General features: G+C 73.7%; 20 protein-coding genes and 1 pseudogene. 7 read left to right on the forward strand and 14 right to left on the reverse strand.

Going from position 1 to position 20,674, the window contains the following annotated elements:
• Positions 1-53 precede the first annotated feature (53 nt).
• Positions 54-1,046, forward strand: coding sequence for a peptidoglycan-binding domain-containing protein (locus BS83_RS19730; RefSeq protein ID WP_037605024.1), 993 nt, complete (start codon positions 54-56; stop codon positions 1,044-1,046).
• 21 nt (positions 1,047-1,067) lie between these two features.
• Here BS83_RS19730 and BS83_RS41955 read toward each other — a convergent pair whose 3' ends face one another.
• Both BS83_RS41955 and BS83_RS19740 read right to left on the reverse strand, forming a co-directional pair.
• Positions 1,068-1,877 (reverse strand): hypothetical protein, encoded by an 810-nt coding sequence (locus tag BS83_RS41955; protein ID WP_051943390.1) that lies wholly within the window; start codon positions 1,875-1,877, stop codon positions 1,068-1,070.
• 112 nt (positions 1,878-1,989) lie between these two features.
• Positions 1,990-2,577 carry a TMEM165/GDT1 family protein gene (locus BS83_RS19740; RefSeq protein ID WP_037605025.1) on the reverse strand — a complete coding sequence of 196 codons (588 nt, stop codon included), beginning with the start codon at positions 2,575-2,577 and terminating at the stop codon, positions 1,990-1,992.
• A 347-nt stretch (positions 2,578-2,924) separates the two neighbouring features.
• On the opposite strand from BS83_RS19740, the gene BS83_RS19745 reads away from it, so the two are divergent.
• From BS83_RS19745 to BS83_RS19755, 3 genes are all read left to right on the forward strand, one after another.
• Entirely contained in the window at positions 2,925-3,329 is a 405-nt protein-coding gene (locus BS83_RS19745; protein ID WP_037605026.1) for a hypothetical protein, read from the forward strand.
• Positions 3,330-3,406: 77 nt separating this feature from the next.
• Positions 3,407-4,396 carry an aldo/keto reductase gene (locus BS83_RS19750; RefSeq protein WP_037605027.1) on the forward strand — a complete coding sequence of 330 codons (990 nt, stop codon included), beginning with the start codon at positions 3,407-3,409 and terminating at the stop codon, positions 4,394-4,396.
• 61 nt (positions 4,397-4,457) lie between these two features.
• On the forward strand, positions 4,458-5,021 hold the full coding sequence (locus tag BS83_RS19755; RefSeq protein ID WP_051943392.1) for a DUF1697 domain-containing protein: 564 nt from the start codon (positions 4,458-4,460) through the stop codon (positions 5,019-5,021).
• 317 nt (positions 5,022-5,338) lie between these two features.
• Here the strand turns inward: BS83_RS19755 and BS83_RS19760 are convergent, their stop codons facing one another.
• Complete coding sequence (locus tag BS83_RS19760; RefSeq protein ID WP_051945463.1) at positions 5,339-5,812, reverse strand: MarR family winged helix-turn-helix transcriptional regulator; 474 nt, start codon at positions 5,810-5,812, stop codon at positions 5,339-5,341.
• Positions 5,813-5,881: 69 nt separating this feature from the next.
• Here BS83_RS19760 and BS83_RS19765 point away from each other — a divergent pair, with 69 nt between their 5' ends.
• On the forward strand, positions 5,882-7,411 hold the full coding sequence (locus BS83_RS19765) for a DHA2 family efflux MFS transporter permease subunit (protein WP_063774196.1): 1,530 nt from the start codon (positions 5,882-5,884) through the stop codon (positions 7,409-7,411).
• Here the strand turns inward: BS83_RS19765 and BS83_RS44040 are convergent.
• The 3 genes and pseudogenes from BS83_RS44040 to BS83_RS19775 form a co-directional block, all read right to left on the reverse strand.
• Positions 7,341-7,787, reverse strand: a pseudogene (locus BS83_RS44040) (methylated-DNA--[protein]-cysteine S-methyltransferase); the annotation flags it as partial. The gene BS83_RS19765 and the pseudogene BS83_RS44040 overlap by 71 nt on opposite strands.
• Before the next feature lie 336 nt (positions 7,788-8,123).
• Positions 8,124-9,101, reverse strand: a complete 978-nt coding sequence (locus tag BS83_RS19770; RefSeq protein ID WP_051943395.1) for an ROK family protein — start codon at positions 9,099-9,101, stop codon at positions 8,124-8,126.
• A 55-nt stretch (positions 9,102-9,156) separates the two neighbouring features.
• Entirely contained in the window at positions 9,157-9,738 is a 582-nt protein-coding gene (locus tag BS83_RS19775) for a hypothetical protein (protein ID WP_157597246.1), read from the reverse strand.
• A gap of 171 nt (positions 9,739-9,909) precedes the next feature.
• Between BS83_RS19775 and BS83_RS19780 the strand changes: the two genes are divergently transcribed.
• Positions 9,910-10,611: an NADPH-dependent F420 reductase gene (locus BS83_RS19780; RefSeq protein ID WP_037605029.1), complete on the forward strand. Its 702-nt coding sequence runs from the start codon at positions 9,910-9,912 to the stop codon at positions 10,609-10,611.
• Positions 10,612-10,939: 328 nt separating this feature from the next.
• Here the strand turns inward: BS83_RS19780 and BS83_RS19785 are convergent, their stop codons facing one another.
• From BS83_RS19785 to BS83_RS19810, 6 genes are read right to left on the reverse strand one after another with little or no spacing between them, the layout of a single operon-like run.
• On the reverse strand, positions 10,940-11,458 hold the full coding sequence (locus BS83_RS19785; protein ID WP_157597247.1) for a DUF1990 domain-containing protein: 519 nt from the start codon (positions 11,456-11,458) through the stop codon (positions 10,940-10,942).
• Entirely contained in the window at positions 11,455-12,009 is a 555-nt protein-coding gene (locus BS83_RS19790) for a PadR family transcriptional regulator (RefSeq protein ID WP_037605030.1), read from the reverse strand. The genes BS83_RS19785 and BS83_RS19790 overlap by 4 nt, the downstream gene beginning before the upstream one ends.
• A gap of 16 nt (positions 12,010-12,025) precedes the next feature.
• Positions 12,026-14,008: a hypothetical protein gene (locus tag BS83_RS19795; RefSeq protein WP_037605031.1), complete on the reverse strand. Its 1,983-nt coding sequence runs from the start codon at positions 14,006-14,008 to the stop codon at positions 12,026-12,028.
• An 11-nt stretch (positions 14,009-14,019) separates the two neighbouring features.
• Positions 14,020-14,928, reverse strand: coding sequence for a carbohydrate ABC transporter permease (locus BS83_RS19800; protein WP_037605032.1), 909 nt, complete (start codon positions 14,926-14,928; stop codon positions 14,020-14,022).
• Positions 14,925-15,824: a carbohydrate ABC transporter permease gene (locus BS83_RS19805; protein WP_037605033.1), complete on the reverse strand. Its 900-nt coding sequence runs from the start codon at positions 15,822-15,824 to the stop codon at positions 14,925-14,927. Before BS83_RS19805 ends, BS83_RS19800 begins: the two co-directional genes overlap by 4 nt.
• The gene (locus BS83_RS19810; RefSeq protein ID WP_232248428.1) at positions 15,824-17,137 is read right to left on the reverse strand and encodes an ABC transporter substrate-binding protein; all 1,314 of its coding nucleotides are present in this window, start codon (positions 17,135-17,137) and stop codon (positions 15,824-15,826) included. The genes BS83_RS19805 and BS83_RS19810 overlap by 1 nt, the downstream gene beginning before the upstream one ends.
• A gap of 164 nt (positions 17,138-17,301) precedes the next feature.
• On the opposite strand from BS83_RS19810, the gene BS83_RS19815 reads away from it, so the two are divergent.
• Positions 17,302-18,567 (forward strand): ROK family transcriptional regulator, encoded by a 1,266-nt coding sequence (locus BS83_RS19815; protein WP_198035266.1) that lies wholly within the window; start codon positions 17,302-17,304, stop codon positions 18,565-18,567.
• 293 nt (positions 18,568-18,860) lie between these two features.
• Here the strand turns inward: BS83_RS19815 and BS83_RS19820 are convergent, their stop codons facing one another.
• Together BS83_RS19820 and BS83_RS19825 are read right to left on the reverse strand one after the other, a co-directional pair.
• A complete protein-coding gene (locus BS83_RS19820; RefSeq protein WP_051943400.1) occupies positions 18,861-19,715 on the reverse strand; it encodes an ABC transporter permease in 855 nt (284 codons plus the stop codon).
• Complete coding sequence (locus tag BS83_RS19825) at positions 19,712-20,632, reverse strand: ABC transporter ATP-binding protein (RefSeq protein WP_037609452.1); 921 nt, start codon at positions 20,630-20,632, stop codon at positions 19,712-19,714. Before BS83_RS19825 ends, BS83_RS19820 begins: the two co-directional genes overlap by 4 nt.
• Positions 20,633-20,674 lie beyond the last annotated feature (42 nt).

Here is a 20,674-nt window from a genome sequence, read left to right on the forward strand (position 1 = left end):
GCGATCGACGCACGGGACGCGTGCGCGCGGGTGGTTCTGGAGCAGGGGGAGTGATGGGGTTTCCGCCACGCGACGGGAGCGACGACGACACGACGGTTCTGCCGCCGATCGACGGCGACCCCTCCCTGGTGCGCCCCTACGTCCACGCCGCCGACGACGACTTCGGCACGCCGCCCCACGGCGGCCCGGCGCTGCACCTGCCGGTGCCGCTGCCCGACCCGATGCTCCCCACGCCGGTGGCCCCGACGGAGACCTCCCCCGTGCGACGGGTCGGCGCGACGACGCCCGTGCCCGCACCCCGGACCCCCGCCCACGACGTCGAGGCGACCTCGCTGCTGCCCATGCCGCTGCCCGCGACCGCGCCGCTGCCCGTACCGGTCGGCGGCCCCGCCGCCGGTCCGCGCGGTGGCGGACGGGCCGAGGCCCGCCGCGCGGCGCAGCGGCGCAGCAAGACCGCGGCGCTGGCGGGCGGCGCGATCGCGCTGGCGGCCGCCGGGACCGTGATCGCGCTGCTGACCCAGTCCAACTCCGGCAGCCCGGTCGCCTCCGCGCAGCCGACCGACCCGGGCGTGGCCGCTCCCGTGGCTCCGGACACGGCCGCGCCCAGCACGCAGCCCGCGCCCTCGAAGACCACCGCGAGCCACTCGGCGAAGCCGAGCGCCACCCGACCGAGCACGCACCCGTCGGCCTCCGCCGCCCGGCACACCGCTCCCGTGGCGCCGACGAGCCAGGCGCCCTCCTCCCCCTCGCCCTCCTCCAGCGCCACGGACAACGGCGGGAACGGCACGGACGACGGCACCCTGCAGACCGGCTCCACCGGCCCGGCCGTGGTCACCCTCCAGCACGAGCTGCGGTCCCTGTGGATCGACCGGGGCTTGCACGCCACCGGCGTCTACGACGATCAGACGGCCGCCGACGTCGCGACCTTCCAGATCTGGTACGACGTGCAGGGCGACCCGCCCGGCGTGTTCGGGCCGAACTCGCAGGCCAAGATGGCCGACCTGATGAGCGGCAACGGCGGTCGCCAGGGCGGCGGCAACGGCTGACGCCGCAGGGCCGCGCGCCGCTCACTCGGGCGGGAGCCGCCCGGCGAGCTCGCGCCAGATCTCCCTGGCGTCCTCCAGGTCGTCGCGCGAGCGCAGCAGTTCCGGGTCCCGGTCGGCGCGGGTGCGGGCCCGTTCGAGTCCGGCGCGGGACTCGTCCACCGCGCCGGTGTCGCCCTTCGCCTCCTCGACCTCGCGCTTGAGCCGGTCGAGCTGCTGCGGCAACTGGTCCAGCCGACGGCGTTCGTCCGCCGCGGCGTTGGTGATCCGGTCGGCGAACGACCGGACCGTGCGGTAGCTGCGCAGCGGCGCCGTCGAACCGGCCGGTTCCTCGCCCTCGTCGCCCCGCTTCGCCCCGCCGCCGCGCCGGGACGGGTAGTCCTCGCGCTCGATCCCGCCGTAGGCGAGGCGGACCACCAGCTCGGTGAAGTCCCCCTGGGGAACCGATTCGGCCTGGGTGACCTCGCCCAGCGCGAGGCTCTTCCCCCTGATCCGCAGCACGCGCTCGTGGAGCACCACCGAGTCGAGAGCGTCGAGGCGGGCGCCGGGACCGGGCTCGCGGGCGTCGGCGAGCGCCCGCTCCGCGGTGCGGATACGTTTCTGCTGTTCCCGCTCCGCGGTCTTCACTCCGGCCTGGTGCGAGGCGAGGTGCCGGTCCAGGCGACGCCGGTGCGCACGGTGCTCCCGGCGGGCCCCGCGCAGCGCCCGCCGGTCGGCGGCGAAGGCGGGACCGAAGGCGAAGCGCGCGGCGCCGGGGTAGCGCCACCACCAGTACCCGGTCGCCGCCGCGGCTCCCACGAGCAGCAGCAGCGCCGTCCATCCCAGCACGTGCACAGCAGCCCCCTGCCTGTCACCGATCTCGGCACGGGCATACCCGGCCGGATGCGCCGACACCCTACTCTTCGAGGGCCCGTGCGAGAGGGCGGAATCGCGTTCGAGCCGCTGGTCAGCCGGTGATCGCGCCGGTGATGCTGATGCCCGCGAAGACCAGCATGATCAGCGCCGCGACGCGGGTGATGGTCTTCAGCGGCACGTGCTTCATCAGCTTCTGGCCGCCGAGGATCGCCAGCCCGCCGACCGCGCAGAGCGCCAGCCAGGAGCCGAGGCCGACCGCGAGCCAGTCGCTGTACTTGGCCGCCAGGTTCGCGGTCATGATCTGGGTCAGATCGCCGAACTCGGCCACCGCGACCATCAGGAAGCTCGCTCCGGCGACCCGCCAGAAGCTGTTCGACCGGGGGGTGCGACCGCCCTCGGCGTCCTCCTCCTCGTCCTTGTGCAGGAAGAGCATCAGCGCGCCGGCCAGGAAGAGCGCCCCGACCACGCCCTCGACCGCGCGGTGCGGCAGCAGCGACAGCAGGCGGCCGGCCACCAGCGCCAGGCTGACCTGCACGGCCATGGCCGCGGCGACGCCCGCGAAGACGTAGGAGGCGCGGTAGCGGGTGCCGAGCACGAGGCTGGCCAGAGCCGTCTTGTCGGGAAGCTCGGCGAGAAAGATGATGCCGAAGGTGATGCCGGCGACGGCGATGCTGTTCACGGAAGGATCGTCCTCGAGTGTCGATCTGCGCCGGCCTCCGGCCCACGACTGCGGGGACGCTTCGGCTCGGCAGCGGGCATGGGTATGACGGCTGCGGCCGAAGGTCTCACCAGCGCGACCCGGCGACTGTTGTGTCGCCGCCTCGTGCCCCGGGCGCCGGGCGGCCCGCTGGGGGCTGCCAGTATGTCGACGGTCCGGTGGGGGCTACTCCCCTTCGATCGTCGACCAGTCTAGCCGAGACGCCGGACCGGCCGCGAAGGCCGCCCTCGGGAACGGCCCGGCGTCCACGCGCGTCCCAGCATGCATAGGCTTTGCATAAAATCTCAGTTTTCGGGGGACCCACCACCATGGCCGGCAACTTCGCACACCGTGTCCGCACCACCGCACTGCTCGCCGTGGGCGCCGCGGCTCTCAGCGGCGTCCTCGTGCCGGGGACCGCCTACGCGAAGTCCGGCGTCCACGTCCAGGTGAACACCCAGGTGCTCAGGATCGGCCAGAACGTGCAGGTCACCGCGGCCGGCGGGGACGACTCGGTCCGCTACACCTACCTCTGCCTCGACCAGCGGGTCGGCGGCGGCAACTGGCAGTCGCTGGGCTGCTCCTCGGCACCCTGGCGGTCCTACTCCCGCACCGTGCGGGCGACGACGCGCGGCACGGAGCAGTTCCGCGCCCGGCTGCTCGGGCGGCGGGCCCCGAGCGGTCCCCTCTGGCTGGACCGCGTCTCCGGGGCCGTGACGGTCCTGGTGCGCTGACCCGGCCCGCCCCGACCGGCGGCCCGCCCGCGCGGGGCGGTCTCGACAAGCCGGGGCGGGCGGGTGAGGGTGACCCCATGGACTACACCTCGCTCGGCCGCACCGGCCTGTCCGTCTCCCGGCTCTGCCTGGGCACCATGAACTTCGGCCCGCACACCGAGGAGGCGGGGGCGCACCAGATCATGGACACGGCCCTCGCGCAGGGCATCAACTTCTTCGACACCGCCAACGTCTACGGGCAGACCGCGGGCAAGGGCCGCACCGAGGAGATCATCGGCAGCTGGTTCGCCCAGGGCGGCGGCCGCCGCGAGCGGACCGTGCTGGCCACCAAGCTCTACGGCGAGATGCCCGTCGCCGGCGCGCCGGACCACTGGCCCAACGCGGGCCGGCTCTCGGCACTGAACATCCGCCGCGCGTGCGAGGCCAGCCTGAAGCGGCTGGGCACCGACCACATCGACCTCTACCAGATGCACCACGTGGACCGGTCCGCGCCGTGGGACGAGATCTGGCAGGCGATGGAGGTCCTGGTCCAGCAGGGCAAGATCCTCTACGTCGGCAGCAGCAACTTCGCCGGCTGGCACATCGCCACGGCGCAGGGCGCGGCCGCCCGCAGGAACAACGTCGGGCTGGTGGCCGAGCAGTCGCTCTACAACCTGATGGCCAGGACGGTCGAGCTGGAGGTGCTGCCGTCCGCGGAGCACCACGGGCTCGGCGTCATCCCGTGGTCGCCGCTGCAGGGCGGCCTGCTCGGCGGGGTGCTGCGCAAGGCCGGGCAGGAGGGGGTGCGCGGCGCGAGCAGGCTCAAGAACCTGGACCAGGCGCAGATCGCCCAGTTGCAGCGCTGGGAGGACTTCTGCGACAAGCTCGGCGCGGAGCCGGGCACGGTCGCCCTGGCCTGGCTGCTCCACCAGCCTGCGGTGACCGCGCCGATCATCGGCCCGCGCACGGACGGGCAGTTGGAGTCCGCGCTGGCCGCGCTGGAGCTCACCCTCGACGCGGACGCCCTGGCCGAGCTGGACGCCATCTTCCCCGGCCACCGGCCCGCGCCGGAGGACTACGCCTGGTAGGCCGCGAGGCGACCCCGCGCTTCTCCCGGCGGATCGTCCCGGCAGGCCCTAGCATCGGCGGGTGAGCGCCGATCAGATCACCTACGTCGCCTTCCTGAGAGCCGTCAACGTCGGCAAGCGGAAGGTGGAGATGGCCCGGCTCCGGGCCGAGCTCGACGGGCTCGGCCTGGAGTCGGTGCGCACCTACATCGCCAGCGGCAACGCCTTCTTCACCGCCCCCGCCGGCCCGGCGAAGCAGCGCGCGGCGCTGCGGGCCCGGATCGAGGCCCGACTGGAGCAGGCCTTCGGCTTCACGATCCCCACCGCGCTCTACACCCTCGACGAGGTCGAGGACGCCTGGGCGCGGGCGCCGTTCGGCGACATGGACCGGGCGGCGGACGAGCGGTTCAGCCTGCTGTTCACCACGGGCGCGCTGGACCCCGCGGTGCTGCCGCAGGCCGACCCGAAGGGCGGGTGGGAGGTCCTCGGCGTCCACGGCGCGACGGCCTACGTCCACTACCGCGTCGTCGAGGGCCGCGCCCCGGCCAACGCGGTCCCCGTGCTGGAGAAGGCCTTCGGCGTCCAGGGCACGGGCCGCTTCCACCACACCGTCGAAAAGATCATCGCCGCCGCGAAGAAGCACTGACGGGCGGTCGTCCGAGGCAGCAACGGGCCGGCGCGGTGGGAGAGCCGGCCACGCGTCGAGTGAGACGCGCCGAGCCGCCCGGGCCCGCCCGCCTGCCGAGCCACATCCCCAGGCGCCGTCAGGCGGACAGGCGTGCCGAGATGGCCCCTGCGCGCGCTGCGCCCGGCCGTCGGGGCACGCCCTTCCCGGGTCGCTTCGCGCCCGGCCGCGCGCCTTGCCGCCAGGCGGCGAGCCGGACGATCGGCCCGCCTGGTTCGGCGCGGGCTTTCGGTCCCCCTCCTATCGGCCCCTCGGCCCGCCGCCAGGCGCATGCGCCGTCAGGTCGGGCGCACGGTCGACCTGATGCGGGCGAGGAGGGCGCGGAGTTGGTCGCGTTCGGCCGGGGTGAGGCCGGAGGTGGCGTCGGCGAGGGCCTTGGCGTCGGCGGCTTCGGCCTGGTCGTGGTGGAGGCGACCGGCTTCGGTGAGGGTCAGCAGGAAGGAGCGGCGGTCGTCGGGGTGGCGGACGCGGGCGACCAGGCCGTCCCGTTCCAGGCCGTCGACCACCGCCGTCGTCGTGCGCGCGGCGACGCCCAGCAGTTCGCTGAGATCCCGCATCCGCAGCGGCACGCCCTCGCGGGCGAGCATCCGCAGGGCGCGCAGGCGGGCCACCGAGGCGCCGAGGGGCCGGAGCCTGGCCTCCACGAAGACCCGCAGGTCGACCGTGGTGTCGAAGAGCTCGTCCACCAGGACGTCACTGCTCCCGTGCCGTTGCCGCTGCCCCGTGCCGCGTCCCGCCTCGTCCGTACCCACGTCGCGCCTCTCCTCGCCCACCCGAAACCCATTTCATGAGCACACTCATAGTGAGTATGCTCAGTATCCATGACCGCCCGCCGCGTCGGCCTGCTGCGCAATCAGCGGGTCATCGTCCCTGTCATGTTCGTCGCCATCGCCTTCATCGTCATTGTCGACGGTGCGATCACCATCGTGGCGCTCCCCTCCATCGCCGCCAGGTTCCAGCTCTCCCCCGCCGCCCTCGACGGCGTCGTCGTGGTCTATCCCGTCTGTCTCGGCGTCATGATCCCCGCCTCCGCCTGGCTGCTCGGCCGGTTCGGCGGACGCCGGATGCTGGTGCTGGCCCTGGCCGTCTTCACCCTCGCGTCCGCGCTCTGCGGCGCCGCGCAGAGCCTGCCGCAGCTGATCGTCTTCCGGGGGCTCCAGGGTCTCGCGGCCGGACTGCTCACGCCCGTCGCCCAGGGACTGCTGTTCCGCACCTTCAGCCAGCGTGAGCAGGTGCGACTGGCGCGCTTCACGATCATCCCGCAGCAGCTCGCGCCGACCCTGGCGCCGCTGCTCGGCGGCGTGCTGGTCACCTCGCTCGACTGGCGCTGGGTGTTCCTCGTCAACGTGCCCGTCGGCGTGGTCGCCGCCGTCTTCGGGCTCTGCTTCCTCGACGAGCACCGCGAACAGCGGCCCGACCGGCTGGACCTGCCGGGCCTGCTGCTCAGCGGCGGCGCGCTGGGCGCGCTGATGTACGGGGTGTGCGCCGGCCCCGACCTGGGCTGGGCGGCCCCGCCCGTGCTCTCCGCCCTCGGCGTCGGCGGCGTGCTGCTCGCCCTCACCGTCAGGACCGAACTGCGCACCGCGCAACCCGCGCTGCGGCTGCGGCTCTTCGCCGACCGGATGTTCCGCAAGGCCGGCTGGCTCAGTCTGGTCGGCATGGTGCCCGTGCTGGGGCCGCTCTTCCTGGTGCCGCTCTTCGTCCAGCAGGCGCAGGGCCGCAGCGCCCTGGCCTCCGGCAGCACCACCTTCGTCGAGGCCGCCGGGGTGCTGCTGACCGTGCAGGTGGTCGGCGTCCTCTACCACCGGGTCGGCCCCGGGCCCATCGTCGGCGTCGGCCTGCTCGGCGTCGGCGGCGTCAACCTCCTGCTGGCAGGCAGCGACGCGCACACCTCGCTGTGGACCCTGCGGCTGGACATGTTCCTGCTGGGCGTCGCGATGGGCGGCTTCTTCATGCCCGTGACCGTCGCCTCGCTCGCCACCCTCGACCGGGCCGACTCCGCGCAGGCGGCGACCCTCGGCACCGTCGTCCGACAGACCGGCAGCGCGCTCGCCCCGGCCGTCGTCACCGCCGTGCTCGTGTTCGGCACCGCGCCGAGCGCCGCCGGGCACCCGCCCGTCTCCGCCTACCGGCTGGTCTTCCTCGTCCTGGCCGCGATCGCGCTGCTCACCGGGCTCTTCGCGCTCACCCTGGGCCGTCCCAGTCCAGCGTCGGCGGCAGCACGCCCTCCAGTGTCAGCAGCCAGCGCTTCACGTCCAGTCCGAGCTCTCCCCCGAAGAATCCGCCCAACCCGTCCGCGGCCACCACACGATGACAGGGCACCAGTAGGAACAAGGGGTTCGACCCCATGATCTGACCGACCGCGCGGGCGGCGAGGTGCTGCTCCACCTCGTTCTCGAACGCGCCGCTGCGGGCGGCGAGCTCCCCGTAGGTGATCGTCTGCCCGAAGCCGACCGTGCGCTCCAGCGTCTGCAGCACCTGGCGCTGGACGCCCTCCGTGCCGCTCCAGTCGAGCGGCAGCTCGAACGCGCGCCGGCGGCCCGCGAAGTACTCCGCCAGCCGGGCGCCGACCCTGGCGGCCCGCTCGTCCCCCGGCGGGCAGACCTCGCCCGGCGGGCCGTCGTCCCAGAACGAGGCGCCCACGACGCCCCGGTCCGTCACCGCGAAGCTGATCGGCCCGGTGGGCAGCGGTGAGGGCACCGTCACCCAGTTGGCCTGTGTCTCCATGCTCCCGACTGTAGCGGCCGGGTACGACAGCGCCCGCGGCACCGACGGTCGGGCGGCGGCAGGGCCCCACCCCGGCGCTCGTGGACCTCGGGCGCGAGGTGGAGGCGGTCCTCGCTCCGGGCGCGGCGGCGGGGCCCGGGAGGCGAGTCGCTCGCCGAAGGGGGCGGGTGCCGGCCGGGCTGGACGCGCTGCTCGGCGGGTCGCCGCGAAGGTGCTGCCGCGTCCGATGGGCAACGGGCACCCGCGGTTCTTCGGCTGGGTGAACGCCGCCCCGCGCCCGCGGGCGTGCTCGGGGCGTTCGCCGCGACCGCGGGTCGGCGGGGCGGCGTCTCCCGGTCAGCTCTCCAGCGCCAGGGCCGCCGCGCCGATCAGGCCCGCGTCCGTGCCCAGTTCGGCCGCGCGGACGGCGATGTGCCGGGTGAAGGGCAGCGTCGCATAGGAGGTCAGATGCCGCCGCAGGGGATCCAGCAGCAGCTCGCCGGCCCGCAGCACGCCGCCGCCGAGGACCGCGACGTCCAGCTCGACCAGCGTCGCCGTGGCCGCGATCCCCGCCGCCAGCGCGCGGCCGGCGCGGTCGAAGGCCGCGGTCGCGATCGGGTCGCCCGCCCGCGCGGCCGCGGCGACCTCGGCGGCCCCGAACGTCGCGTCGCCGGGCGCGCCCGCGGTGGCCGGACGCCAGCCCCGGGCCAGGGCCCAGGAGGCGATGGCGGTCCCGCTCGCGACCCGCTCCAGGCAGCCGCGCGAACCGCAGGGGCAGGGCTCGCCGTCCAGGTCCACGGTGATGTGGCCGAGGTGCCCGGCGTTGCCGGTCGGGCCGGGGTACACCCGGCCGTCCAGCACCAGGCCCGCGCCCACGCCGGTCGAGACGACCACGCAGAGCGCGTTCGCGAAGCCGCGGGCCGCGCCGCGCCAGTGCTCGGCCGCGGTCATCGCGACCGCGTCGCCGCCAAGAACCGTCGGCAGCCCGGCCACCTGGGGCAGGCCGCGGATCCGCGCCACGACCGGGAAGCCGCGCCAGGCCCTGATGTTGACCGGGCTCACCGTGCCGGCCGCGATGTCCACCGGCCCGGCGCTGCCGACGCCCACCCGGTCGACCCCCGCCCAGCGGGGGTCGTCCGCCAGCAGCGCCACCACCTCGGCCACGGCGGCGAAGACCTGGTCCGGGTCCTCGGCGCCGGCTCTCGTCGGACGCTCCACCTGGTGGTGCAGCGCGCCGTCCGCGCCGACCAGACCGCCTGCGATCTTGGTGCCGCCGATGTCGATCGCCGCGACGTACGAGGCCGTCCGGGTCCAGGTGCTGGGCGCAGTGCTCATGGCCAGCGAGTTTGCTGCGCGCCCGGCCCGGTGTCCAACCGGCGCGCACCGGGTCTCAGAGCTTGAAGCCGTCCTCGACCTGGATCCGCACGTGCGGCGCGAGCTGCTGCACCGTGTCGAGGAAGGCGCGGCCGTCGAGCTTCCACATCGAGACCGACCGGCTCGCGAGGAGCAGCTCGGGGCTCTTGTCCGTCATCCAGGCCGAGGCCTTGGCGGCGCGCGGCGAGCCCGAGCCGGGGAGCGCCGGCGCTCCGGGCACCCGGTGCAGGCCGACCCAGTACAGCTTCTTCCACAGGCTGACCCGCTGGACCCACAGCTCCACGCCCACGATGTCCGACCACGGCACCAGCACGGTGTACGCGTCGTACCGCAGCGGGCTGCCGCCGAGCAGGACGCCCGCCTCGTCGGCGCGCAGCGCGACCTTGCCGCTGAAGGCGATGAGGGCGGTCATGCCGATCAGGAACACGCCGACGACACCGATGAAGAGACGCAGGATCAGCGATACGTGGGAGCCCGCGGGGGCGAGGACGCCGAAGGCGACCAGCGCCAGGGAGACGAGGACGGTCACGACGTCCCTGGTCCGCCAGCCGTAGCGGGCCTCGTAGGACGTGGTGGACGCGGTCATGGGAAGAGTCACGGGCGCAGATCCTGCCAGATGGCGACCCGGCACGACACGGGGAAATCCGCGCCGCCATGGGGAACAGATCCGCCCGGCCTGCTGGTTGGATTCCGACTGAAGGGCCGCCGGTTCACCTCCGGCGACGCGGACCCGCGTCAAACGCCCTTGCCATCGAAAGGACTTCCGCACATGCGCTATGCCGTCCTGGGCACCGGCATCGTCGGCCGCACGCTGGCCGGAAAGCTGTCCTCACTCGGCCACGAGGTCGTCATCGGCACCCGTGACCCCGACGCCACCCTCGCCCGCGAGCAGGCGGACGCGGCCGGCAACCCCTCGATCGCCGGCTGGCTGGCCAAGCACCCCGCCGTTCGCCTGGTCCCCTACGCCGAGGCGGGCGCCTTCGCCGAGGCCTACGTCAACGCGACCTCGGGCGCGGGCAGCGTGCCCGCGCTGGAGGCGGTCGGCGCCGCGCACCTCGCGGGCCGGATCGTGATCGACATCGCCAACCCGCTCGACTTCTCCCAGGGTTTCCCGCCCTCACTCGACCCGGTCAACACCGACAGCCTGGCCGAGACCATCCAGCGCGCCTTCCCCGAGGCCCGCGTGGTGAAGGCGCTGAACACGATGAGCGCCCACCTGATGGTGAACCCGTCGGCGGTGCAGGGACCCCACTCTGTCTTCGTTTCCGGCGACGACGCGGACGCGAAGAAGTCGGTCACCGAACTGCTGGAGGCCATCGGCTGGCCTGCCGAGGAGATCTACGACCTGGGCGACATCACCAGCGCGCGGGGCTCCGAGATGCTGTTGCCGATCTGGCTCCGCCTCTACGGCAGCCTGGGAAACGCCGACTTCAACTTCCACATCCAGCGCGGCCCGGCTCCGCAGCAGTGACGCCTCCGGCGGGCCCGGCTCCGCGGTGAGTCGGGCCCGCCGACCGCGCGGCCCCGAGGGGGCGGTTCGGCGCGTTCGGAGCCCTCCACCGGTGCCGGCCAGAACCCCCGGAGTGTCGAGGCGGGCAGCCTCCGCGAGCGCCGGTCGCGGCCGGTCAGCCCGCCGGAGCCCGGACACCCGGAGTCACGCCGCGTCGAGGAACGCAGCGGCCGGTCCGGCCCCGACGGTTCCCGGAAACCCCGCGCCCGTCCGTCCAGAGCAGCGGTCCCGGCCGGACCACCCGCCGAAGCCCCGGAGGTGTGCAGCCGTCGCACGGCGACGGGCGCGACTACCGGGGGCGGGCTCGGCGGTCGCGCCGTACCGCGGCGCGGAGCACCTGGCCGCAGCGGCGGGCGTAGGCGCGTTGGAAGAGCGGGACCAGCGGGCCGAGCACGCGGGCGAGACGGCCGCCGGGGCGACTGAAGGCGGTGACGTCGAGCCAGACGTCACCGCCCGCGTCGCACGAGACCAGGAACGCCTCCTCCCCGCACTCGGGATGACCGGGCAGCGTGCCGTAGGCCCAGCCGCGGCGCTCGGGGTCGTCGACGACCCACACCACCCGGCAGGAGCCGCGGACGACCCCGGCCAGGGTGATCCGCACCTGCGTGCCGACCTCGGCCCGCGGCGTGCTCGCCGCGACCGCGACCGGGATCCGCCGGTGCATCCGCCAGTCCATCAGCAGCTCCGCCGCCGTGCGGAACGCGGCCTCGCCGTGGCCGAGGCGCGTGCGATGGCGCAGATGGGCGTAGCCGGCGGGCAGCCGCCCGTGCCGGGTCGCCCCCACCTCGGCGTAGGTGAGGGCGCTCACGACGACTCCGCCTCCAGCTCGGAGACGACCGCTTCGACCTGCTCCAGCCAGCCGGTCCAGAAGCGTTCCATCTCGATGCCCGCCTGCAGCACCAGGTGCTGCAGCCTCGCCTCGACCGACTCCCGTCGGCCGCCGGGGAACTGCCGCTGCTCCATGGCCCGGTAGGCGGCCAGCTGGGCGGTGTGCAGGGCCAGGTGACGCTGCACCTCGGCGCCGAGGCGGCCCTCCCCCACGCCGACCATCGCCGCCGCGCGCAGCCGCAGGGCCAGCGGGTCGCGCAGCGGCCGGGGCTCGTCGCTGCGCGCCACCCAGGCGGCCAGCTCCTCCCGGCCGTCCGGCAGCACCTCGTACTCCTTGCGGCGGCCCTGGGCCGGGGGGCCGGGGATGGCCCGGATCAGTCCGGACTGCTCCAGCTTGCCGAGCTCCCGGTAGATCTGCTGATGGGTCGCCGCCCAGAAGAAGCCGATGGACCTGTCGAACCGCCGCGTCAGCTCCAGACCCGACGAGGGCTTCTCCAGGAGCGCGGTGAGGATGGCGTGCGGCAGCGACATGTCCTGATCCTAGGGCTCACCACTCCAGCACCAGCCAACCCCGATGCGGCAGCTCCGCGCCCGGATCCACCGGCGTCGGTTCCGCCAGCGGGGCGAGCAGGGTGGCGCGCGCGTCCGGCGGTCCGTCGGGGAGGTGGACGACGGGGCGGGCGGGGTCGGCGCTGCCGTTGGCGACCGCGAGGCGGGTGACCCCGCCGGAGCGGGAGAGGTGCGGGACCAGCATCGGTCCGCCGGTCACCAGCGGCAGCGCGGGCCGCTCGCCCTCCAGGAAGCGCACCGCCCGGTGCACCAGGCGCTGCCCGGCGTCGTCGTAGGGCAGCAGCTCGGGCGAGGTCGCGGCCAGGACGGCCACCCGCCCGCCGAGCCGGTTGCGGAACGCCGTCCGGCCTGCGCCCCACGGCAGGCCGGACGGCGTCCTGATCTCGGTCCAGACCTCCGTGTCGGGGCCCGGCGCCAGCCGCGCGAGGGCCGGCTGCACGTTCACGCTCAGCACCTCGCCGCGGGCCTCGCCGTCGTCGAGGAGGACGTGCTCCTCGGCGTAGATGTCGGGCGAGTCGCGCTGCTCCCGATCGACCAGCGCGGCGGCGTCCAGGCCGAGGAGCGCGCCGAAGCCGCGCCGGGTCAGCGCCTCGGCCGCCACGCCGTCCAGCAGCAGCCCGCCGCCGAGCAGGGCGAGCATCTCGTCGTCGTCGACGGCCCAGGCCGTCTGCCCGCACAGCGCCTGCACCGGCGCGCCGGGCGCGGCGGTGACCGGCACGCCGTAGCGCAGCAGCAGGTCGGCAACGGGTCCGGGGTCGACGGCCAAGCCGTGCAGCGAGTCGCCGGTGCTGTGCACGTGCGCGGCCGCGTCCTGCCGGAAGGCGAGGCCGACCCCGAGGGTGCGACGGTCGCGCTCGTACCGCTCGGCGACCCAGTCCAGTGCGGGACGCGAACGCCGCAGCAGCCCCGTGACGGCGGGGAAGCGCCCGGCGCGGCGTCCGTTCATCGGGTGCACGTTGAGCAACAGCGCGTCCGAGCCGGCGAGCTGCGCGGCGACCAGCTCGGACCAGGTCTGGGTGTCGGACTTGGACCAGGCGGTGTGCGGCCAGTTCTCGATCTCGGGCTCGCTCGTCACCCAGGCGGGACGCAGCGCCCGCTGCAGCTCCAGGGACCAGATCTGGCGGCTCAACTCCTTTCCGGGAGACTCGCTGTAAGGGGCGAAGTGCGGCCGCTGGACGGCCCGGCCGCCAACGGCGAGGGCGGCGTAGAGCGCCGCCCAGTCGCGGCCCTCCACGGACGCGGCGTCGAGCCCCGAGCTCATCAGGCCGAGCCGGGACCGGCCGCAGGAACGCCGGCCGACCTCCGCCGCCACCTCCTGCGCGACCTCCAACTGGGCCTCGCGCCAGACACGTTGCAGCAGGCCCCGCCAGGGGTGCGGCTCGCCGGGGGCGGTGAGCGCGGCGACCAGCTCCTCGCGGGCGACCTCCCGGCCGGCGAGCGCCGCGAACCGCTCCAGCATCAGCGGCTCGAAGCCGCCGCCCCAGCGCAGCGGCGCGTGGTTGTGGTAGCGGAAGTCGTCCTCCAGCCACAGCACGCGGAAGCCGAGTTCGGCGAAGCGGCCGTAGTGGGCGACGATCCACTCGCGCCAGTGCGGGCAGGCGAAGGAGGCCTGCGCGGCGGCGACCTCCCCGTACGGGGAGACCATGGGGGCGAAGCCGAGCTTCTCCAGCGTCCCGTGCCGGCCCCGGTCGGCGTGGCCGACGGTGACCCACGGGTTGAGGCTCACCTCCAGGCCCGCCGCGCCCAGCACGCCCCGCGCGAGGGAGACGGCCTCGAACCAGGCGTCCTCCTCGGCGCCGACCAGGTGTCCGGCGAAGGCCTCCTCCGCGCCGGTCAGCAGCACGACCTCGTCCACCCCGGCCTGCTCGCAGGCTCTGACCAGCTCCGCCGCGTCGGCGGCGACCCTGGCCGGGTCGGGGTCGGCGTGGATCTGGAACCTGAGGTGGTAGCGGGCGGGCATGCCACTCCCTTTCACTTGACGCTGCCGGCCACCAGGCCGGAGCGCCAGAACCGTTGCAGCGACAGGAACATCACGACCAGCGGGATCACCGAGACGGCCGCCGCGGTGATCACCACGTTGAACGGCACCGCGTCGCCGATGCCGCGCTGGGCCTGCCAGCCGACCAGGCCGACGGTGACCGGCTGGAGCCGGTCGTCGGCGAGCATCAGCGCGGGCAGCAGGTAGTTGGACCAGATCCCGACGAACTGGAAGAGGAAGACGGTGACCAGGGCGGGCGACATCAGCCGCAGCGCGATGGTCGTGAAGATCCGCACCTCCCCCGCGCCGTCCATCCGGCCCGCCTCCAGGAGCTCGTCCGGCACGGAGGCGGCGGCGTAGATCCGGGAGAGGTAGACCCCGAACGGGCTGACCATGCTGGGGACGAGGACGCCCCAGTAGGTGTTGACCAGGTGGACCGGTGAGAAGAGCAGATAGAGCGGGATCGCCAGCAGCGGCGCGGGCACCAGCACCGCGGCGAGCACCACGTTGAAGACGAACTCCCGCCCCCGGAACGCGTACTTGGCGAGGGCGTAGCCGGCCAGCGCGGAGATCACGGTGCTGACCGCCGCGCCGCCGACGGCGTAGAGGGCGGTGTTGAGCAGCCACCGGGGGTAGATGCCGCCCTGGCGGGTGAACACCTGGTGCAGGTTGTCCAGCAGGGCGAACCTCCCACCGAACCAGAAGCCGCTGCCGCTGAACAGTGCGGAGTTGGTCTTGGTGCTGGAGACGACCAGCCACCACACGGGCGCGAGGAAGTAGACCGAGGCGATCCCGAGCACCCCGAGCGTGAGCCACCGCGCGGGATTGACCGGCGCGCTGCGCAGACGAGGGGAGTCGGTCGCCGGGTCGGCTGCGGCGGGCCGGGACTGAAGCGTCGTCACAGGACCTCTCCCCGTCGCTGCACCAGCTTGAGGAAACCGAAGGACAGCACGAAGGCGAGCACCGCCAGCACCACCGACTCGGTCGCCGCATAGCCGAAGTTGTTGTCGTCGACCGCGTTGTAGGCGGCGAAGATGGGCGTGTAGCTGCTGCTCAGGTTGGGCGCGACATGCTGCAGCACGGCCGGCTCGTTGTAGAGCTGCGCGGTGCCGATGATGGAGAAGACGGTCGTCAGCACCAGCGCGGGCCGGACGATCGGGATCTTCACGTGCCAGGCGATCCGCCAGGCCGAGCAGCCGTCCATCCGGGCGGCCTCGGCCAGTTCCGGCGGGATGGCCTGCAGCGCGGAGTAGATGATCAGCATGTTGTAGCCGGTCCAGGCCCAGGTCAGCATGTTGCCGATGGTCGGGGCGAGCATCGCGTCCGAGGTCAGGTCCAGGTGCAGGCCGAGACCGTGCGCGGCCGCGGTGATCGGGCTGAGGCCCGGTGCCACCAGGTAGGACCACATCAGCGCGCCGACCACGCCCGGCAGCGCGTACGGCAGGAAGAAGGCGAGCCGGAAGAAGCGCTTGAACAGGGTGGTCTTCGCGTCCAGCAGCAGGGCGAGCAGCAGCGCCACGCCGAGCATCACCGGCACCTGGACCACGCCGATCACCAGCACGCGCAGCAGCGAGCCCCGGAAGTCCTTGTCGTGCAGCGCGTCGGCGTAGTTGCCGAGCCCGGCGAAGACCTTGGTCGGCGCCGAGAGGCCGAGGCCGTCGCGGTGCAGCTTGAACAGGCTCTCGTAGACCGTGTAGCCGATCGGCGCCAGGTAGACCACGGCGAAGAGCAGCGCGAAGGGCAGGAGGAACGCGGCGGCGGTTCCCACCCGCCGCCGCGCGTGACGCGAGACGCTCATCAGGAGACGCTCATCCCCTGCTGCTTCATCTGCGCGACCGTCTTGGACTGCACGGTGTTCAGCACGTCCGTCAGCCGGGTGCTGCCCTTGGCGCTGGTGCCCAGGCCGTCGCCCAGGTCGGTCGCGGTCTGGGTCATGGTGGGGCCCCAGATCCAGGAGGTGTCGATGTGCGGGGTCTCCGCCTTGAAGACGTCGAAGACGACCTGGCCGCCGTAGAAGGGATCGGGCTGGGAGAGCGCCGGGTTGGCCAGTGCGGAGGTCGCGGCGGGGTAGATGCCGGTGACCTTGATCAGGTTGCTGACGCTGGCGGGGTCGGTGCTCATCCAGGTGGCGAACTCGGCCGCCTCCTTCGGGTGGGCGCAGCCCTTCAGCACGACGGTGGCCGAGCCGCCGTCATTGCCGTAGACGGGGTTGTTGGCGTCCCAGACCGGCATCGGCGCGACGGCCCACTTGCCGCTGGTGCCCTTGACGCTGGAGGCGACGATCGGTGTGTCCCAGACGGCGTTGACGTCGGAGAGGATCTTGCCCGAGGCCATGTCCGCGTATAGGCTCGGGTCGTAGCTGGGGTCGGTCTTCAGCAGCTTCCTGTCGAGCAGGCCCTGCCAGAAGTTCGCGACCTTCCGGTTGGCCGCGCTGTTCACGCTGACCTGCCAGGAGCCGCCGCCGGTGCCGAACCACGGGGCCGCGGCCTGCCAGGCGAGCCCGGCGTAGTTGTAGGAGTCGTTGCCGAAGTCGCCCAGCGCCACGCTCGGGTCGGCGGCGTGCACCTTGGCCGCGTCGGCGGCGTACTCGTCCCAGGTGACCGGCGGCTTGGTGATGCCGTACTTGGCGAACAGGTCCTTGCGGTAGATCAGCGCCATCGGCGCGGTGTCGACCGGCGCGCCGAAGGTCTTGCCGCCGATGGTGACCTGGTTCCAGGTCCAGGCGGCGAACTGGCTCTGCGCCGGAGCCATGTACGAGGTGACGTCCATGAGCGCGCCGGCGGCGGCGAAGCTGGGCATGGTCTCGTAGCCGACCATGCCGAGGCACGGCGCGTTGCCGGCCTGCGCGGCGGTCAGCATCTTGGTGTAGCCGCCCTTGGAGCCCGAGGGGGTCTTGTCGAAGGTGACCTGGATGTCCGGGTGCGCCTTGTTCCACAGCGCGACGGACTGGTCGTAACCCGGCGCCCAGCCCCAGAAGTCGAGCTTGACCGGTCCGGCCGCGGCGGCCGGACTCTGCGCGGCGCCGGTGCTGCCCGAGCTGCAGCCGGTCAGCACCGCGACGAAGGCGACGGCGGCGGTCATGGCCACGGTGCGTATCTGACGACTTCTCACGTGGAATCTCCTGAGGGATTCTGAGGGGGCGGAGAGACGTTCCTTGGGGGCTTGCGTTCTGTTCGGTCGTATTAGTTAAAGTAGGATCAGAACTAACTGGCCGGAAGTCAACACCCTGACGCGAACTTCGGTGAACGACAGGGCGCCCGTGGTAGGGAGTGAGCGTGAAGGCAGACCTCCGCGGCAACGCGGCGCACGAGGTGGCGATCGCCGGCCCGTCCAAGCCGAGCGACCGGGCCTCGATCCGGCGCACCAACCTTGGCCTGGTGCTGCGGTTGCTGCGCGACTCGGGGCCGCGCTCGCGGGCCAGGATCGCCGCGGACACCGGGCTGCCGCGCCCGACGATCACCAACCTGATCGCCGAACTGGTCGAGCTGGGGCTGGTCCGCGAGGGCCGCTCCGAGCGGGACGGCTCGGTCGGCCGACCGGGGCTCTCGGTCGAGATCGACGGACGGTCGATCTGCGGCGTCGGCCTGGAGATCAACGTCGACTACCTGGCCGCCGTCGCCCTCTCGCTCCGCGGTGACGTGGCCTTCGAGCGGCGGATCCCGCTGGACGTGCGCGCCGCCGGGCCCGAGGCGGTGCTGGACGCGGTGGCGGCGCTGGTCCGCGAGGCGGAGGCGGCGGTCGCGGCGAGTGACGCGCGCCTGGTGGGCGCGGCGCTCGCGGCCCCGGGCAACGTCGACATCACCACCGGCCGCGTCGCCTACGCGCCCAACATCGGCTGGCGCGAGGTCGCCGCGGTCGACGAACTGCGGCGCAGGCTGGGCAGGAACGCCCCGCCGCTGCACCTGGAGAACGACGCGAAGCTCGGCGCGATCGCCGAGTACCTGGTCGCCTCCGCGGCCGACATCCATGACCTGATCTACGTCACCGGCGAGACCGGCGTCGGCGGCGGCATCATCACCGGCGGTCAACTCATGCGCGGTGCCCGGGGGTTCGCGGGCGAGATCGGCCACATGCCGCTGGACCCGGGCGGACGTCCGTGCAACTGCGGCCGGGTGGGCTGCTGGGAGACGATGGTCGGCCTGGGCGCGCTGCTGCGCCACGCGGCGGACCCGGACGACCCGGTCCACGACCCTTCCCTCGACGTCGAGTCCCGCCTGGCCGACCTGCGCCGCCGCGCGGACGCGGGCGACGTGCGCACGCTGGCCGCGCTGGACCGGATCGCCGACGACCTGGGCCTCGGCGTCGCGCTGCTGGTCGACATCCTCAACCCTCGCGCGGTGGTGCTGGGCGGCTGGTTCGCCGTCTTCGCGGACTACCTCCTCGACCGCGTCCGCGAGGGCGTCGCCCGACGGGTGATGGCCGCGGACTCCGGCGGCTGCGAGGTGCTCCCCTCCACTCTCGGCTTCACCGCCCCGGCCCGCGGCGGCGCCTACCTCGCCCTGGACGCCGTCTACCAGGACCCGAGCGCGACGGCGCGCTGACGCCTGCGCCGAACACGCTTCGCCAGGCGGGGACGGACTCGACGGGACCGGTGCGCAGGTCCTGCAACGGGCGCGGCGCTGCCGGGCCTTCGACCGAGGCGGCCGGGCGGCGCGGCAAAAGCGCGCGCCCCGCCGCAGCGGCGAACACGCTGCGGCGGGGCGTGGGACGGCACGAGCAAGGGCTGTCCAGGCGGCTCACCGGCCGCGCCGCGTGCGGAGCCGGGTACGGCAACGGCCGAAGGACGGATCGGCCGGCGTTCCGGAGCCCGCGCAGGCGTAGCCCTGCTGACCGCTCAGACGTCCCGCTTGCGCACGACCCAGACGGCGAGGGCCAGGGAGACCAGCGGCCAGAGGAGGTAGACCGTCCAGGAGCCGGGGACCGTGGCGCGAAGGAAGCCGGCGCGGAAGTCGCCGTCGTCCCAGGGCTGGACCAGTCGCTGGAAGGCGGGGAGCACGAACGCGTGGTTGATGTCGGCCGACCAGTGCTTGTTCTGGGAGAAGAAGGCCGGAAGCATCAGCAGGCCGAAGGCGGAGAGCCCGACGGACGCCGCGCCGTGGCGGACCAGCGTGCCGACGCCCAGGCCGATCAGCGCGCAGACCGGGGCCACCAGCGCCGCGGCCACCAGCGCGCGCAGCGCGTGTTCCTCGCCGAGGGTCACCGAGGCGTGGCGGCCGCTCAGCACCGACTGGGCGATGACGAAGCCGCCGCTCGCCGCGACGCAGCCGAGGACGGTCCAGATCACCGTCTGCACCACCGCCTTCGCCAGTACCAGCGGCCCCCTGGACGGCACCGCGATCGTCGTGGTGCGGATCAGGCCGGTGCCGTACTCGTTGGCCATCGCCAGCGCGCCGAGCGCGGCCGCCGCGATCATCACCGTCATCCAGCCGGCCTGCGGCACCGAGTCGCTGACGGCGAACGCCGGATGCGGGGCCAGGTCCTTGTAGCCGGGAATGTTGTCGTAGTCCGCCTTCGCCGCCGCGAAGGCGGAGCCCCAGGCGACCAGCAGGGTCACCCCCAGCGTCCACCAGGTGGAGCGCAGCGACCACGCCTTGATCCATTCGGAGACGACCAGGTCGGAGAAGCGCGCCCGCGGTTCCACGGCGGGCACGAACCCGGCTGTGCGCGGGACGGAGCCGAGGACGGTCATCGGGTCCGCCCTGCCAGGTACTCGACACGGTCGGCGGTCAGTTCCATGAAGGCCTCCTCCAGGGTGGCGGTGCGGGTGGCGAGTTCGTGGAGCATGATGCGGTGGTCGAAGGCCAGCGCGCCGATCCGCTCGGCCGGCAGGCCGGTGACGGTCAGCGCCTCCGCGCGGGCCGAGCCCTCCGGCCGGACCCCGGCGCCCGCGGCGGTCAGCAGGTCGGTCAGCTCGGCCGCCTGCGGGGTCCGCACCAGCACGGTCAGCCGCTTGCTGCGGGCCGCGAAGGCGCGCACCGGCTCGGCGGCGATGAGCTCGCCGCGGCCGATCACGACCAGCTGGTCGGCGGTGTTCTCCATCTCCGTCATCAGGTGGCTGGAGAGGAACACCGTGCGGCCCTCGTCCGCGAGGCGGCGGAACAGCCTGCGCACCCAGAGCACGCCCTCCGGGTCCATCCCGTTGATCGGCTCGTCGAACATCAGCACCGGCGGATCGCCCAGCAGCGCGGTCGCTATGCCCAGACGTTGTTTCATGCCGAGCGAGTAGCCGCCGACCCGGCGCCGGGCGACCTCGGTCAGGCCGACCTCCTCCAGCACCTGTCCGACCCGCCGCGGCGCGATGCCGTTGCTGCGGGCCAGCGCCCACAGATGGGCCTCGGCGGTGCGGCCGCCGTGCACGTGGGTGGCGTCCAGCAGCGCCCCGACGTGGCGCAGGCCGCGCGGGTGGTCGGCGAAACGGACGCCGCCGACGGTGGCCGAACCGCCGGTCGGCGTGTCCAGGCCGAGGACCAGTCGCAGCGTGGTGGTCTTCCCGGCGCCGTTGGGGCCGAGGAACCCGGTGACCTGTCCGGGCCTGACCTCGAAGGTCAGCCCGTTGACGGCCGTCCTGTCTCCGTACCGCTTGGTGAGTTCGTTGACTTCGATCACGTTCACCACGGTGTCGCCGGCGCTCGTGCACCCGCATCGGGC

This window comes from Streptacidiphilus rugosus AM-16 (assembly GCF_000744655.1).
GTDB classification, from domain to species: domain Bacteria; phylum Actinomycetota; class Actinomycetes; order Streptomycetales; family Streptomycetaceae; genus Streptacidiphilus; species Streptacidiphilus rugosus.

Bases quoted from the DNA above. Each gene is read 5' to 3' on its own strand.
- BS83_RS19730 (WP_037605024.1), top strand. From the start codon at position 54: ATGGGGTTTCCGCCACGCGACGGGAGCGACGACGACACGACGGTTCTG.
- BS83_RS19745 (WP_037605026.1), top strand. From the start codon at position 2,925: ATGGCCGGCAACTTCGCACACCGTGTCCGCACCACCGCACTGCTCGCC.
- BS83_RS19750 (WP_037605027.1), top strand. From the start codon at position 3,407: ATGGACTACACCTCGCTCGGCCGCACCGGCCTGTCCGTCTCCCGGCTC.
- BS83_RS19765 (WP_063774196.1), top strand. From the start codon at position 5,882: ATGACCGCCCGCCGCGTCGGCCTGCTGCGCAATCAGCGGGTCATCGTC.
- BS83_RS19770 (WP_051943395.1), bottom strand. From the start codon at position 9,101: ATGAGCACTGCGCCCAGCACCTGGACCCGGACGGCCTCGTACGTCGCG.
- BS83_RS19780 (WP_037605029.1), top strand. From the start codon at position 9,910: ATGCGCTATGCCGTCCTGGGCACCGGCATCGTCGGCCGCACGCTGGCC.
- BS83_RS19790 (WP_037605030.1), bottom strand. From the start codon at position 12,009: ATGTCGCTGCCGCACGCCATCCTCACCGCGCTCCTGGAGAAGCCCTCG.
- BS83_RS19795 (WP_037605031.1), bottom strand. From the start codon at position 14,008: ATGCCCGCCCGCTACCACCTCAGGTTCCAGATCCACGCCGACCCCGAC.
- BS83_RS19805 (WP_037605033.1), bottom strand. From the start codon at position 15,824: ATGAGCGTCTCGCGTCACGCGCGGCGGCGGGTGGGAACCGCCGCCGCG.
- BS83_RS19820 (WP_051943400.1), bottom strand. From the start codon at position 19,715: ATGACCGTCCTCGGCTCCGTCCCGCGCACAGCCGGGTTCGTGCCCGCC.